The 13,941-nt window shown below is 33.4% G+C and carries 18 protein-coding genes; all 18 read left to right on the top strand.

What is annotated here, in order from left to right; genetic code table 11:
• The first annotated feature begins 55 nt into the window (after positions 1-55).
• Positions 56-529 (top strand): YqhR family membrane protein, encoded by a 474-nt coding sequence (locus tag SPD45_RS06955; protein WP_336267017.1) that lies wholly within the window; start codon positions 56-58, stop codon positions 527-529.
• Between the two features lie 165 nt (positions 530-694).
• Positions 695-1,753 carry a M24 family metallopeptidase gene (locus SPD45_RS06950; RefSeq protein WP_336267016.1) on the top strand — a complete coding sequence of 353 codons (1,059 nt, stop codon included), beginning with the start codon at positions 695-697 and terminating at the stop codon, positions 1,751-1,753.
• 23 nt (positions 1,754-1,776) lie between these two features.
• Positions 1,777-2,337, top strand: coding sequence for an elongation factor P (gene efp / locus SPD45_RS06945; protein WP_336267015.1), 561 nt, complete (start codon positions 1,777-1,779; stop codon positions 2,335-2,337).
• A gap of 114 nt (positions 2,338-2,451) precedes the next feature.
• Complete coding sequence (gene spoIIIAA / locus SPD45_RS06940) at positions 2,452-3,363, top strand: stage III sporulation protein AA (protein ID WP_336267014.1); 912 nt, start codon at positions 2,452-2,454, stop codon at positions 3,361-3,363.
• The gene (locus SPD45_RS06935; RefSeq protein WP_336267013.1) at positions 3,360-3,872 is read left to right on the top strand and encodes a stage III sporulation protein AB; all 513 of its coding nucleotides are present in this window, start codon (positions 3,360-3,362) and stop codon (positions 3,870-3,872) included. The genes spoIIIAA and SPD45_RS06935 overlap by 4 nt, the downstream gene beginning before the upstream one ends.
• Before the next feature lie 45 nt (positions 3,873-3,917).
• Complete coding sequence (gene spoIIIAC / locus SPD45_RS06930; RefSeq protein ID WP_336267012.1) at positions 3,918-4,118, top strand: stage III sporulation protein AC; 201 nt, start codon at positions 3,918-3,920, stop codon at positions 4,116-4,118.
• Positions 4,119-4,128: 10 nt separating this feature from the next.
• A complete protein-coding gene (gene spoIIIAD / locus SPD45_RS06925; protein WP_336267011.1) occupies positions 4,129-4,530 on the top strand; it encodes a stage III sporulation protein AD in 402 nt (133 codons plus the stop codon).
• A gap of 28 nt (positions 4,531-4,558) precedes the next feature.
• A complete protein-coding gene (spoIIIAE, locus tag SPD45_RS06920) occupies positions 4,559-5,731 on the top strand; it encodes a stage III sporulation protein AE (RefSeq protein WP_336267010.1) in 1,173 nt (390 codons plus the stop codon).
• Between the two features lie 2 nt (positions 5,732-5,733).
• Positions 5,734-6,300 (top strand): stage III sporulation protein AF, encoded by a 567-nt coding sequence (gene spoIIIAF / locus SPD45_RS06915; RefSeq protein WP_336267009.1) that lies wholly within the window; start codon positions 5,734-5,736, stop codon positions 6,298-6,300.
• A complete protein-coding gene (spoIIIAG, locus tag SPD45_RS06910) occupies positions 6,279-6,890 on the top strand; it encodes a stage III sporulation protein AG (protein ID WP_336267008.1) in 612 nt (203 codons plus the stop codon). The genes spoIIIAF and spoIIIAG overlap by 22 nt, the downstream gene beginning before the upstream one ends.
• A gap of 13 nt (positions 6,891-6,903) precedes the next feature.
• Positions 6,904-7,422, top strand: coding sequence for a SpoIIIAH-like family protein (locus tag SPD45_RS06905; protein WP_336267007.1), 519 nt, complete (start codon positions 6,904-6,906; stop codon positions 7,420-7,422).
• Positions 7,423-7,760: 338 nt separating this feature from the next.
• On the top strand, positions 7,761-8,264 hold the full coding sequence (accB, locus tag SPD45_RS06900; RefSeq protein WP_336267006.1) for an acetyl-CoA carboxylase biotin carboxyl carrier protein: 504 nt from the start codon (positions 7,761-7,763) through the stop codon (positions 8,262-8,264).
• Between the two features lie 20 nt (positions 8,265-8,284).
• The gene (gene accC / locus SPD45_RS06895) at positions 8,285-9,643 is read left to right on the top strand and encodes an acetyl-CoA carboxylase biotin carboxylase subunit (protein ID WP_336267005.1); all 1,359 of its coding nucleotides are present in this window, start codon (positions 8,285-8,287) and stop codon (positions 9,641-9,643) included.
• Between the two features lie 127 nt (positions 9,644-9,770).
• On the top strand, positions 9,771-10,130 hold the full coding sequence (gene nusB, locus SPD45_RS06890; RefSeq protein ID WP_336267004.1) for a transcription antitermination factor NusB: 360 nt from the start codon (positions 9,771-9,773) through the stop codon (positions 10,128-10,130).
• Positions 10,131-10,146: 16 nt separating this feature from the next.
• Entirely contained in the window at positions 10,147-10,998 is an 852-nt protein-coding gene (gene folD, locus SPD45_RS06885; protein WP_336267003.1) for a bifunctional methylenetetrahydrofolate dehydrogenase/methenyltetrahydrofolate cyclohydrolase FolD, read from the top strand.
• Positions 10,998-12,350: an exodeoxyribonuclease VII large subunit gene (gene xseA / locus SPD45_RS06880; RefSeq protein WP_336267002.1), complete on the top strand. Its 1,353-nt coding sequence runs from the start codon at positions 10,998-11,000 to the stop codon at positions 12,348-12,350. Before folD ends, xseA begins: the two co-directional genes overlap by 1 nt.
• The gene (gene xseB, locus SPD45_RS06875; protein ID WP_336267001.1) at positions 12,343-12,579 is read left to right on the top strand and encodes an exodeoxyribonuclease VII small subunit; all 237 of its coding nucleotides are present in this window, start codon (positions 12,343-12,345) and stop codon (positions 12,577-12,579) included. The genes xseA and xseB overlap by 8 nt, the downstream gene beginning before the upstream one ends.
• A gap of 5 nt (positions 12,580-12,584) precedes the next feature.
• Positions 12,585-13,472: a polyprenyl synthetase family protein gene (locus SPD45_RS06870; RefSeq protein WP_336267000.1), complete on the top strand. Its 888-nt coding sequence runs from the start codon at positions 12,585-12,587 to the stop codon at positions 13,470-13,472.
• Positions 13,473-13,941 lie beyond the last annotated feature (469 nt).

The following is a 13,941-nucleotide window of genomic DNA, read 5'->3' as shown; positions in this document are numbered from 1 at the left end:
TTATGATGAAATTTTTAAAAATGGATATATTAATGAATAAAAGGAGGATTTTTTTATGCAAAAAAAGTTATCTACATATGATGTGTTTCTATATTCGATATTAGTTGGCTGTGTCGCAACGATTTTTTTACTATTCTTTTTACTTTTCTTCCATACTTTTCACTTTATAACGTTTCATCCATTTTCTATAACAGAACAAATCATTATAAAAGACCATTGGTTCATTCGAATATTATATTATAGTTGTCTTTTTATTGTGTATTGTATATGTTCCGTCGTATTGTCGTTAATTTATTTTTTGTTTTGGCGTAAAAGAAAAGAATGGCAAATAGGAGTCGTTTACGGCATCGGTTTGTGGGCAATTTTCTATATACTATTCCCATACTTGTTTGTCGATAAACTGTATATTATGCATTTGCCAATGAAAATGACTGTAACGATGTTCTGTTTAAGTGTTTTATATGGATTGTTTGTCGGCTATTCGATTTCTTATTATGATCAAAGTGTTTCAATGTCAACTTCTACGTAATATTTCACACAATCTTCTTCTTTATGCTAAAATAAGAAAATAAGGGTAAGGAAATGTTTCTGTTGTATCATGATTATATGATCGATTGCTTTTGATTTCATGATGCAACGATTTTCTTTTGACTTAAATAGGTACAGATGAAATTATAGAAAAGAAGGTGAAAATGTGAAACTTGAACAAGTAAGGAGAAAATTATTAGAACAAGAGTTGGATGCTATACTCGTTACAAGTCCTTATAATAGAAGATATATGACAAACTTCACTGGTACAGCTGGTGTGGCAATCATTACGCAAACGGAAGCATTATTTATAACTGATTTTCGTTATACAACACAAGCTACAGAGGAAGCGAAAGAATTTACAGTTATTGAGCATTCTGGGTTATTATTAGATGAAATTGCAACCCAATTAAGCATGCACCGAGTTGCAAATGTCGGTTTTGAAGCGGATGATATGACTTATGATCAATATAAAACTTATGAAGCGAAGATTAACGCAAAACTAGTTCCATTGAATGGTTTTTTTGCTTCATTACGTGAAATCAAAACCTTAGAGGAAATACATATTTTAGAAGAAGCTGCTAAAATTGCAGATGATGCATTTGAACATATATTAACGGTTATAAAACCAGGAATATTAGAAATCGATGTAGCAAATGAATTGGAATTTTTCATGCGTCGTAAAGGTGCGACGTCTTCCAGTTTTGATACAATCGTTGCTTCTGGTTGGCGTTCTGCATTACCTCATGGAGTTGCTTCTCAGAAAAAGATTGAAACAGGAGAACTCGTCACATTAGATTTTGGTGCTTATTATAAAGGGTATTGTTCAGATATTACGAGAACGATTGCAGTTGGTGATATCAATGATCAACTAAAAGAAATCTATGATGTCGTTTTAGAGGCGCAAAAATTAGGAGTAGCGAATATTAAAGCGGGAATGACAGGGAAAGAAGCGGATGATACTACGCGATATTATATTACAGAAAAAGGATATGGACAATACTTTGGTCATTCAACGGGACATGGAATTGGCTTAGAAGTTCATGAAGGTCCTGGTTTATCTCAACGTTCATCTACCGTATTACGACCGAATATGGTTGTAACCGTAGAACCGGGAATTTATATACCAGACGTAGGCGGATGTCGTATAGAAGATGATATTGTGATTACTGAAGACGGGAATCGCATTATCACACATTCACCAAAAGAATTAATTATTGTATAATGGATGATAAGGAGGCTACAAAAATGATTTCAGTAAATGATTTTAAAACAGGTTCAACTATTGAATATGAAGATAATATTTGGCAAGTTATTGAGTTCCAACATGTTAAGCCAGGAAAAGGAGCAGCTTTCGTTCGTTCTAAATTACGTAATTTACGTAATGGGAACATACAAGAGAAGACATTCCGTGCGGGTGAGAAAGTAAAACGAGCTCATATTGAGCATAACAAAATGCAATATTTATATGCATCAGGAGATGTACATGCATTCATGGATACAAATACATATGAACAAATTGAATTACAAGCATCTCAAATCGAAAATGAATTAAACTATATTATTGAAAATTCTTTTGTTGATATTATTATGTATCAAGGAGAAGTAATCGGAATTGACATACCAAATAATGTTGATTTAACGGTGACAGAAACAGAGCCAGGAATTAAAGGTGATACAGTAAGTGGTGGTTCAAAAGCCGCTAAATTAGAAACAGGTTTAGTTGTCCAAGTACCATTATTTATTAATGAAGGCGATGTGTTAACTATTAGTACTTCAGACGGTAAATATGTATCGCGTAAAAATTAATATTGTACGGAAAAACTAGCAAATGATCATCATTTGCTAGTTTTTTGTTTTTTATTTCATATTTATTTTTACATGAACATATAGTGAAGAAAGAAGGGAAAAGGTGTGTTGCATATGGAAAAGATTTTCCAATTGTTTTCACCGAATGTGAAAAAGATGTTAGAAGAAAAGGTGTACAACCAATCAAACCAACTAGAAGAAATACGCCTCCGCATTCAAAAGCCGATTGAACTAAATTTTTTTCAAAACTATCTATTATTAGAAGACTATCCATTCACCGAACAAGAGCGAATGTATTTTTTGAGACAATTAACAAATCATTCTATTTATCGAATGGAAGAGCCGTTTAAACAGGGCTTTTTAACGATTAGTGGAGGACACCGTATCGGATTTTCCGGAGAGGTGTTAACAGATGAAAAACGGATTAAAGAGGCAACATTTTTTAATATTCGGATTGCACAAGAAATAAAAGGAATTTCCAAACCACTATTAAAAAATATTAGAGAAGGAAATACGTTGCAACATACAATCATTTTTGGAGCGCCACAAACTGGTAAAACGACTTTACTCCGTGACCTTGCAAAGCAAATAAGTGATAGTGAGATCATTCCCCAAAAAGTTGCGATTGTAGATGAACGTTCAGAATTAGCTGCTTGTAAAAACGGCATACCGCAATTAGATATCGGGGTACGCACAGATATAATGGATAACTGTTTAAAACAATTTGGGATGTTTATGATGATTCGTTCCATGTCACCACAAATATTAATTATAGATGAAATAGGAAGCAAAGAAGATGTACAGGCAATTTCAGAAGCGATTCGAACTGGGGTAACGATTATCTGTACCGCACATAGTAATGATATCGAGGAACTAATGGAAAGACCACAATTAAAAAGTTTATTTGAACAACAGTTGTTTCAACGATTTGTTCATGTAACTCGAGAAGCAAATGGTGCTTTTACATTTACGACATTCCATAAAGAGAATGAAAAATTGGACTTTTACAAGGTGCATAAAAGATGAAATGGTTTGGTGCATGTATGATTTTACTATGTACTTCATGGTTCGGTCATCACTATAGCATGTTGTATACAAAAAGAGAAAGGCAATTAAAACAATTAATTTTTTCATTTCATATCATGGATGCGGAAATCGTACATAATCAACGCCCGTTACAAGAAACTTTTTCCATTATAAGCGAAAAGCTTGCTGACCCATTACAACAGTATTATCAGTCATTGGTTGATGAAATGGAAACGATTATTACAAATTTATCAGTTATTTGGGAAAAAGAAACAGATAATTTATTACAAATAAGTGCGCTACAAAAGGATGAAATAATTGTTTTAAAGCAATTTGGCCACACATTAGGTGATTATGCCCTAATAAAACAACATGAACAAATAACATTAACAATTACTTATTTGGAACAAATTTTAGAACAAGCAATGGAAGAGCGTAAAAAATATAGCAAACTATATACGAAACTTGGTATATTTCTCGGTATTTTCCTCGTCATTTTACTTATGTAATGGCGTTGTATTAAATGTAAATGAAGCTAGAAAGGGGTTATGTTTATGTTGGTTGACGCTACCATATTATTTCAAATTGCTGGGATTGGGATTGTAACGGCGTTAATCCATACTATTCTAAAGCAGATGGGCAAAGAAGATATTGCTCAATTTGTATCCCTTGTTGGTTTCATCATCGTTTTATATTTTGTTGTAAATCATTTATCACAATTATTTCAGCAAATGAAATCAATTTTTTTCATGTAAGGAATAAAACATGACTATTATACAAATTATACTCATTTGTATCGTTGCAGCTTTTTTATTTATTATTGTGAAAGAAGTAAATGCATCTATTGCCTTTGTGATCGTTCTTTGTACAAGCATGTTTGTTTTGTTTATCGTCATGTTAGAAATAACGAAAATTATCCAATTGTTACAATCATTAGCACAGTTAGTTCGAATTGACTCCATTTATATTCAAACAATCTTTAAAATTGTTGGAATTGCTTATATAACCGAGTTTGCAGCAAATATGATGCGTGATGCTGGGTTATCGTCGATTGGTTCAAATATAGAACTTGCAGGAAAAGTATTCATTTTAATTTTAGCGATACCGATTATTCAAGCAGTCATTCAAATTATTTTACAATTTATCCCAACGGAATATCCTTTTTAAAGGGAGTGGAAAGGATCGAAATAAATGTATGAAAAACTACATCTTCCTTATTATTATATTGATTCTTATTAGTCCATCTGAAGTGGTAGCGGAAGAGAGCTTAACTGAGAAAGATATTCAAATTGAAAAAGAATTACTACAGTCGATTCCACTGGAAGATATTGAACTATATTGGGAAACAATCCAAACAGAATACGGAGCGTATTTTACTGAATTAACGAATAAAGATATAAGAGATTTAATAATGCAAGATGGAAGTTTTTCACTCAAAAACATGGCAAAAGGATTGTTTCATTATTTGTTTTATGAAATATGGATACAATCTACACTCCTTTCGCAACTATTGCTTCTTGCGATATTACATTTACTCTTACAAGCAATTCAACATGCATTTTTACATGAAACAGTAAGTAAAGTAGCGAATTTCATAGTTTATATCGTAATTTTATATATTTCACTTCAAAGTTTTCATCACGTGTTTACGTATACAAAAGATACGATTTTAATGATGAATAATTTCATGATAGCACTTTTACCAATTTTACTCTCCTTATTAGCAACTTCAGGACAATTATTAACAGCTGCATTTTTTCATCCGACTATTATATTTTTAACCCATATAAGTGGTTTATTAATGACAAGGCTCGTCCTTCCGTTTTTATATATCGGTCTACTCTTAACGATGGTGAGCCATTTCAATGAACGGTTCCAAGCAACAAAATTAGCACATTTATTTAAACATGTAAGCATAGGATTAATTAGTGTGTTTTTCACTGTTTTTCTTACAGTTTTATCCATACAAGGAGCGGTTCATACAGTACAAGATGGTTTGCTTTTAAAAACGACAAAATTTCTATCGAGTAATATCATTCCGATTATTGGGCGGACCTTTACAGAGGCGACCGACACATTTTTATTTGCAGCACAATTATTAAAAAACGGAGTTGGAATTGCTGGTGTTGTGATTCTTGTACTGATTGCAATATTTCCTTTAATTAAGATTGTCATTATTGCATTTCTATATAAATTAGCTGCTGCCCTTATTCAACCTTTAGGCAATAAAGAAGTAAGTGCCATGTTACAAACTGTAAGTCAATATATGATGTTTTTATTCACATGTTTGCTTATCGTGTCCTTTATGTTTTTTATTTCCGTCGTCATTATGATTGTTTTGAGCAATATTCCGCTATTTTTGAGGTAGGGATGACCATGCAGTATATCGTTGATTGGGTTACTCAAATAATAATTTTTATTTTTATAGGAACGATCATTCAAATATTGCTACCAGAAAACCAATTTAGAAAATATGTTGAAATCGTACTTGGACTTTTTTTATTACTTATATTTTTACAACCAGTTGTAAGTTTAATGAATATATCACTTGATTTATCATGGCATAAAATGGAACAGATGCTTATACCGGAAAATGTAGAAGAAAATATTACTTGGAATGGTTTAGAAACAGAAAGGGATGCATATATATGGAATGAGTCAAAAGAAATTTTAATGGAAGAAGCAAATCGACAATTAACTGGACAAGTAATACGTGACATTGACTTTATCTTGGAGGAGACGACCTTACAGGAAATGGTTGTGTATCTGGATGAAGAAAAAGAAAAATTTATCCACGTTGATAAAATCATTGTAAATGACGATGCATCCTATTCTGCACAAACGGAAAAAGACGAACAACTAGTGAAAAAATTACAACAAATATGGGAAGTGAACGATGTGCCAATTAAAATACAGTGGGGGAGGCGATTAGAATAAAGTGGATCAAATATGTTGTAAGTTGGATAGAAAAGGATAAAAAAAACAAATATATTTTATTTATTGGCTTAATAGGGATGCTCGTATTATTCATTGGAAATAACAACAAAAAAATAGAAGAACCAAATGATGTATACGTACAGGAACAAGACACACAAAAAGAAACAGAAACAATTCATGTAGAAGACAAACATATTCGTGTACTAGAAGAACAGTATGAACAATCACTGCAACATATTTTGAATAAAATGAATGGAATACAAGATGCAGAAGTGATGATTAATATCGATTCTACTAATGTACAAATATATGAGAAAGATCATTTAACACAAAAACAACAAACAGAAGAACAAGATACAAATGGTGGGACTCGCCAAGTAGAGGACGAGTCTAAAGAAACAAAAATTGTCTTTATAAGGGAGGGAGAAAAAGAAGTACCATTATTAACTCAATTAAAAAAGCCAGAAGTAAGAGGTGTTTTAATCATCGCTAATGGAGTACAAAGTGCTAATAAACAAAAAGAAGTAATTGACGCTGTTGCAAAAGTGTTAGATATTCCAACATATAAAATTTCAGTACAACAAAAATGAAAGGGGTAAGTAAATGAAACGACAAACAGTTTGGTTATTGACAATGTTAAGTTTAATGATTGTTTTAAGTGTATACTATATTGTTTCAGACAAAGAAAACATGACGTTTCAAGAAGTAAATGATGACTTTTTGGAAGAGGATATAACGATTGAAGATATTGAAGAGGTCAGTGTGAATGAATTATATACGACGATTCGAATGGAGTTAGAAGATGAACGAAATTTAAAAAAGGAGCGTTTAAAAGAAATTATCGCTTCAAATGATGCAACGACAAACGAAATAAACGAAGCATTGAATGAGATGTCGACATTAGAATCATTATCAACAAAGGAACAAATTTTACAAGAAATGATCAAAACGAATTACGAAGGTTTTAAAGATGTTCTCGTTCGAACAGACGATGACAAAGTTCATGTGCATATATTATCTGATTCATTAGAAAAACAAGAAGCTGTACAAGTAATGCAAATGGTAAAAGATGAATTTAGTGAAAAAGAAATCGATGTTAAACACGAACTTGTTACGAAATAATACGGTACATATAAGGGGATGTTACAAACATACTAGCCTTTATTTCATATTTACACGATAATAGATATTTTAGAAACGAAATAATGGGTGCATGGATATTTTCATGCTATCTATTATTTCGTTTTTTGTGTAAAAGAAAAAAATGTGAATATGATGTATATTTTTTCAAAACAACTTTTCTATGGTAAAATTATGTTTACATTTAATTTTAAATAGTGCATTTATGACCGAATACCAATGTATTTAAACAATATAATTAAAATTAAGTGTATTTTGAAAATTTGTGTTAAAATGAATATCGAATGAGATAATTATTTGAAAAAAGGGGAGTTATACATATGTTTAAGGTACAAGAATTAAGAGAATTAATTAGATTAATCGATCAATCGTCTATTAGTGAATTTACGTATGAGAATGACGGATCAACGATGACAATTAAAAAAGAAACAAAACAATCGGTCGTAAATCAAGTAGAAGAGGTAGTACAACAAGCAGTACCAGTACAAACTCAAGCCGTTGTAGAAGAGAAGAAGGAAGAGGTTGTTTTAAAAGAAATCCCTAAACAACAAGCAGTTCCTGCACAAACAGAAGATGATGACTCTATTATTGAAATCGTTTCCCCAATGGTTGGAACGTTCTATCGTAAGCCATCACCTGAAAGCGATGCATATGTAGAAGTAGGCTCAACAATTAATGATGAAACAATTGTTTGTATTGTAGAAGCAATGAAGTTATTCAACGAAATTGAAGCGGAAACAACTGGTGAAATCGTAGAAATTTTAGTTGGTGATGGAGAATTAGTAGAATATGGACAACCACTATTTAAGGTAAAAACTAAGTAAAAGTAAGGGGACGATATAACGTGATTAAAAAATTATTAATCGCAAATAGAGGAGAAATTGCTGTAAGAATTATTCGGGCATGTAAAGAATTAGGTATTCAAACAGTAGCAGTTTACTCTGAGGCAGATAAAGAGGCATTACATGTACAAATCGCAGATGAAGCTTATTGTATCGGACCTGCACCTGGGCCAGAAAGTTATTTAAATATGACTAATATTATAACGGTTGCAAAATCAACTGGTGTGGATGCCATTCATCCTGGGTATGGATTTTTAGCAGAAAACGTAGATTTTGCAGAATTATGTCGCGAATGTAATGTGAAATTCGTTGGTCCAACACCTGAAGCGATTCAAAAAATGGGAATTAAAGATGTGGCGCGTCAAACGATGAAAGAAGCAGGAGTACCAATTGTTCCTGGTTCTGATGGGATTTTAGCGAATGAAGAAGAGGCAGTGAAAATAGCGAATGAAATTGGTTATCCAGTCATTATTAAAGCGACAGCCGGTGGAGGCGGTAAAGGTATTCGTATCGCCCAAAATGAAGAAGAGTTAATTAACGGTTTCCGTATTACACAAAAAGAAGCGGAAACATCATTTGGTAATCCTGGTGTTTATTTAGAAAAATGTATTGAAGATTTTCGCCATGTTGAAATTCAAGTTATGGCAGATGAACACGGTAATGTCATTCATTTAGGAGAGAGAGACTGCTCTATCCAACGCCGTTTACAAAAATTAGTCGAAGAAACACCATCACCAGCTATTACACCTGAGCTTAGAAAAGAGATGGGAGAAGCATCTGTCCGTGCTGCTAAAGCTGTAAATTATGTTGGTGCTGGAACGATTGAATACATTTTTAACCGCAAAAATAACGAATTTTATTTCATGGAAATGAATACTCGTATTCAAGTAGAGCACCCCGTAACAGAAATGGTTACTGGAGTTGATTTAATTAAAGAAATGATCCGCGTTGCAAACGGGGAAGAACTGGCATATAAACAAGAAGATATCGAATTAAACGGTTGGTCAATTGAATGCCGAATTAATGCGGAAGATCCATTTAATAACTTTATGCCTCAACCTGGTAAAGTAGACATGTATTTAGCGCCAGGAGGTTTAGGAGTACGTGTTGATTCAGCAGTTTATCCTGAATACTTCATTCCACCTTTTTACGATTCCATGGTAGCTAAGCTTATTACACATGGTAGAACGAGAGAAGAAGCAATTCAGCGGATGAAACGTGCATTAGATGAATTTGTAGTAGAAGGAGTTAAAACGACTATACCGTTCCATTCAAGAATTATGGAACATGATGTATTCGTTCAAGGTGATTTTAACACAAACTTCTTAACCGATCATCCGATCACACCAAAAGACGAGTAATACGAGGAAGGTTGGAATAAAATTATTCCAACCTTTTTCTTTGTTCCTATTAGTAACTTTTAATTTGTCATGTTATGATAAAATAATGATAAAGATTAACAATGATAAGTAGAAGGGAACAAAATTCATGGAGCGAAGAGCTGCTAGAGAAGAAGCATTTAAACTTTTATTTTCTGTTGACTTAAATGAAGAGGGAGTCACGGAAGAACATATAGAGGAAACATTCGTTAAAACAATTGTACATGGCGTTATAGCGTATAAAGAAGACGTCGATAATATGCTGAAAGAACATTTAACGAATTGGACCATTGACCGGATTGCATTAGTGGAAAAAACAATTTTACGTATTGCTATATATGAAATTAAGCATGTAGATGATGTACCAACAGCTGTTTCCATTAATGAAGCAGTGGAACTAGCACATAAATATGGTGATGAAAAATCAGGTAAATTTATTAATGGAGTTTTAGCAAAATTAATTAAATAGTTAGGGAGGCATTTTTATGACAGCGGAAGTAATAAACGGTCAAGAATTAGCGAGTAATTTGCGTGAAAAAATGAAACAAGAGGTTGCAGCATTAAATAACAATAAGATTTTCCCTAAATTAACCGTCATTTTAATAGGAGATGATCCTGCATCACAATCTTATGTAAAAGGAAAACATAAAGCGTGTAACGAAGCCGGAATTATTTCAGAGATTATCCGCAAAGATGCATCCATTTCGGAAGCGGAATTATTAGCGGAAATTGATTGTCTAAATAACGATGAAACGGTACACGGTATTTTGGTACAGTTACCAATCCCAAAACATATTGATGAACAAAAAGTAATTGAAGCAATTGATCCAAAAAAAGATGTAGATGGATTTCACCCAATTAATGTCGGAAAAATGATGACTGGTCAAGAAACATTTTTACCTTGTACCCCACATGGGATCCTACAAATGATCCAATCAAAACAAATTGAAACTGAAGGCAAATATGCAGTAGTAATTGGAAGAAGTAATATAGTTGGTAAACCTGTTGGACAATTATTACTAAATGAAAATGCGACAGTTACGTATTGTCATTCAAGAACGAATAATATGAAAGACATTACCAAACAAGCTGATATTTTAATTGTTGCGGTAGGAAAAGAACATGTGATTGATGCAAGTTATGTTAAAGAAGGTGCCGTCGTGATAGATGTTGGAGTAAACCGTACAAAAGAAGGTACTTTAACAGGAGATGTAGACTTTGAAGATGTAAAACAAGTTGCATCATACATAACACCCGTACCAAAAGGTGTTGGACCTATGACCATTACGATGTTATTAAGAAATACGATTGAAGCGGCGAAAAGGATAGAACAATAGTGCAAAAACGCTATGTAACTATCACTGCTTTAACAAGATATTTAAAGAAGAAAATGGATATTGACCCTCATTTGCAAGAAATTTATATAAAAGGGGAAATATCGAATTTCAATTTACATCGAAATGGGCATATGTATTTAACTTTAAAAGATGATGGCGCAAGAATTCCTGCTGTTATGTTTTATGGAGATAATCGTCATGTGAAATTTCGTCCTGAAAATGGTATGCACGTACTGGTTAGAGGGCAAGTAACAGTTTACGAACAATATGGACAATATCAACTATATATAAAAGAAATGGAACCTGACGGAATTGGAGCACTTTATTTAGCGTATGAGCAATTAAAGGAAGACTTACAAAAACGTGGGTTATTTGATATGCACCATAAAAAGAGTATTCCTACATACCCGACTTCTATAGGTCTTGTTACTTCACCGACAAGTGCCGCTGTACGTGATATGATAACGACTATTAAAAGAAGGTATCCGATTGTACAAATAACCGTTATTCCTGCAATTGTACAAGGAAATGAAGCGAAAGAATCGATTGCACAAGCGATTGAATTAGCTAATCGTGTTCAAACATTTGATACGTTAATTGTTGGTCGTGGTGGTGGCTCATTAGAAGATTTATGGGCATTTAATGAATTGAGAGTGATTGAAGCAGTATTTGCTTCGAACATTCCTATTATTAGTGCAATTGGACATGAAACAGATACGACTTTAACAGATTTTGTGTCGGATTTACGTGCACCGACACCAACGGGTGCAGCAGAATTAGCAGTACCTTCCATTATCGATGTAGAAGAAAATCTACTACATATGTCCGTTCGTTTAAAGCAATTATTACAATTAAATATTGCTCGTCGAAAAGAATTGTTGCAGAGAATAGAACAATCACCAACATTTCAAATGCCAAAACAAATCATCTATGAAAAGCAACAATTTGTCGATACATTGGATGATCGTTTACAGCAACAAATAGAAGGGAAATTATACCGTACACAACATCGTGTACAACAAATTGAAACAAAATTATCCTTTTATCATCCTGACCGTAAGTTAAAGCAATTACATGAAAAGGTACAATTCTTAAGTAGCCGATTGGAAGATAAAACGGTACAACATATCCGACAGTCAACCCAACAATTTGTACACATGATTGATAAGTTAACACTCGTCAATCCGCTACACATTTTAAAGAGGGGATTTGCATTACCTTATGATGGAGAGGATCGTGTCGTTAAGTCGATAAAAAATGTAGAAACAAATGATTCTATTAGAATTAAATTGCATGATGGTGACTTATACTGTCAAGTACAGGAAATACGGAGGAGCCAGAATAATGAGTGAACAATTAAATGAACTTTCATTTGAGGAAGCATTAAAAAAATTAGAAGAAATAGTTGCATCTTTAGAAAATGATGAAATCCCATTAGAAAAATCGATGGCTTTATACGAAGAAGGTATGAAGTTATCAAAACAATGTAATCGTATGTTAAAAAACGCAGAAGAAAAAATGACGGAATTAATGCAAGCGGATGGAACGACACAACCTTATGACGAAGTATTGGAGGATTAATATAATTGAATTATTCTATAAAAAATTATATTCAACAAGGAAAAGAAATAGTGGAACAGAAGCTATCATCTTTATATACGGATACGAATATTCCAGAAAATTTAAAGGCTTCCATGGAATATTCATTGCTTGCTGGTGGAAAAAGATTACGACCGATATTGCTCCTTGCTAGTTATCATTCGTTTAAAAAAACGGATGAAGCGAAAACTTTACGTACTGCAGCAGCATTAGAAATGATTCACACTTATTCATTAATCCATGATGATTTACCTGCAATGGATGACGATGATTATCGACGTGGTGCTTTAACTAACCATAAAAAATTCGACGAGGCAACAGCTATTTTAGCCGGTGATGCATTGTTAACAAATAGTTTTGAATTAATTGCAGAAGATGAACTTCTAACTGCAGAAGAAAAAGTTTTTTTAATCACTGAGTTATCCCATGCAAGTGGTCCAGAAGGTATGGTAGCGGGGCAAGTTTTAGATATGGAAGGAGAGATGAGCACTCTCTCGTTGGAAGAACTTGAAAAAGTACACGAACATAAGACAGGAAAGTTAATTTCTTTTGCGATTATTGCTGGAGCGTATTTAGGTAATGCGACAGAAACACAATTAACACATCTAAAAAAATTCGCATACTATTTAGGGATTATTTTTCAAGTACAGGATGATATTTTAGATGTGATTGGCGATCAAGAAAAGTTAGGAAAACCCGTCGGTAGTGATGAAGAGAATGAAAAGAGTACATATCCAAATTTACTCGGATTAGAAGGTGCGAAAAATCATTTATCTGCATATACGGAAAAAGCTTTACAAGCATTACAAGAAGCAAATATAGAACAATCTTATTTAGAACAACTTCTATATTATTTTGGTGAACGCGACCATTAATAAAAACTGTTTCGTTCATGGATTTCTAGTTTTTTTCATGATATAATGTTTTTAATAATGGAATGGTGCAGTATCCTAGTCAGTCCCCCTATTTTGAAGGCGGGCCTAAAAATCTGCCAAAGGGCATATCGATGAAGTTCCTTGTGTCGGCTTGAGGCGCCCAGCCTTGGGTCGATGCTGGGGGTTAAGGTTTATGGGCGATCCACAAAGGCATGTGGGCGTTGACCCATTTACCGCGGAGGCCCATCTCTGTCACGGTCTACCGATACGGAGGCGTGATGGAATGGGGTATGAACCTGTCGAAGGATTAAGTTCTTTCATAAAAAGACAGCGTAGCCTGCCTTGAGTGATTGCCGAGGGGATTAAAGTTTTTAAAATAATAAGTAGGTGGCCAATACTTCATTATTTTGTAGCGCTTTATGAAATCGGTGTTGCAAAAGAGGCTAGAAATAGGTTAAAGACTGTTAGA

It is taken from the genome of Pseudogracilibacillus sp. SO10305, from assembly GCF_037072005.1.
GTDB classification, from domain to species: Bacteria; Bacillota; Bacilli; order Bacillales; family Amphibacillaceae; genus Pseudogracilibacillus; species Pseudogracilibacillus intestinigallinarum.
This window is presented reverse-complemented; position numbering and strand designations above follow the sequence as displayed.

Excerpts from the sequence above, each read along its gene's own strand:
- folD (WP_336267003.1), top strand. The coding sequence starts at position 10,147 with ATGACAGCGGAAGTAATAAACGGTCAAGAATTAGCGAGTAATTTGCGT.
- SPD45_RS06935 (WP_336267013.1), top strand. The coding sequence starts at position 3,360 with ATGAAATGGTTTGGTGCATGTATGATTTTACTATGTACTTCATGGTTC.
- spoIIIAC (WP_336267012.1), top strand. The coding sequence starts at position 3,918 with ATGTTGGTTGACGCTACCATATTATTTCAAATTGCTGGGATTGGGATT.
- nusB (WP_336267004.1), top strand. The coding sequence starts at position 9,771 with ATGGAGCGAAGAGCTGCTAGAGAAGAAGCATTTAAACTTTTATTTTCT.
- SPD45_RS06955 (WP_336267017.1), top strand. The coding sequence starts at position 56 with ATGCAAAAAAAGTTATCTACATATGATGTGTTTCTATATTCGATATTA.
- SPD45_RS06905 (WP_336267007.1), top strand. The coding sequence starts at position 6,904 with ATGAAACGACAAACAGTTTGGTTATTGACAATGTTAAGTTTAATGATT.
- efp (WP_336267015.1), top strand. The coding sequence starts at position 1,777 with ATGATTTCAGTAAATGATTTTAAAACAGGTTCAACTATTGAATATGAA.
- xseB (WP_336267001.1), top strand. The coding sequence starts at position 12,343 with ATGAGTGAACAATTAAATGAACTTTCATTTGAGGAAGCATTAAAAAAA.
- spoIIIAE (WP_336267010.1), top strand. The coding sequence starts at position 4,559 with ATGAAAAACTACATCTTCCTTATTATTATATTGATTCTTATTAGTCCA.
- spoIIIAA (WP_336267014.1), top strand. The coding sequence starts at position 2,452 with ATGGAAAAGATTTTCCAATTGTTTTCACCGAATGTGAAAAAGATGTTA.
- accB (WP_336267006.1), top strand. The coding sequence starts at position 7,761 with ATGTTTAAGGTACAAGAATTAAGAGAATTAATTAGATTAATCGATCAA.
- spoIIIAF (WP_336267009.1), top strand. The coding sequence starts at position 5,734 with ATGACCATGCAGTATATCGTTGATTGGGTTACTCAAATAATAATTTTT.
- spoIIIAD (WP_336267011.1), top strand. The coding sequence starts at position 4,129 with ATGACTATTATACAAATTATACTCATTTGTATCGTTGCAGCTTTTTTA.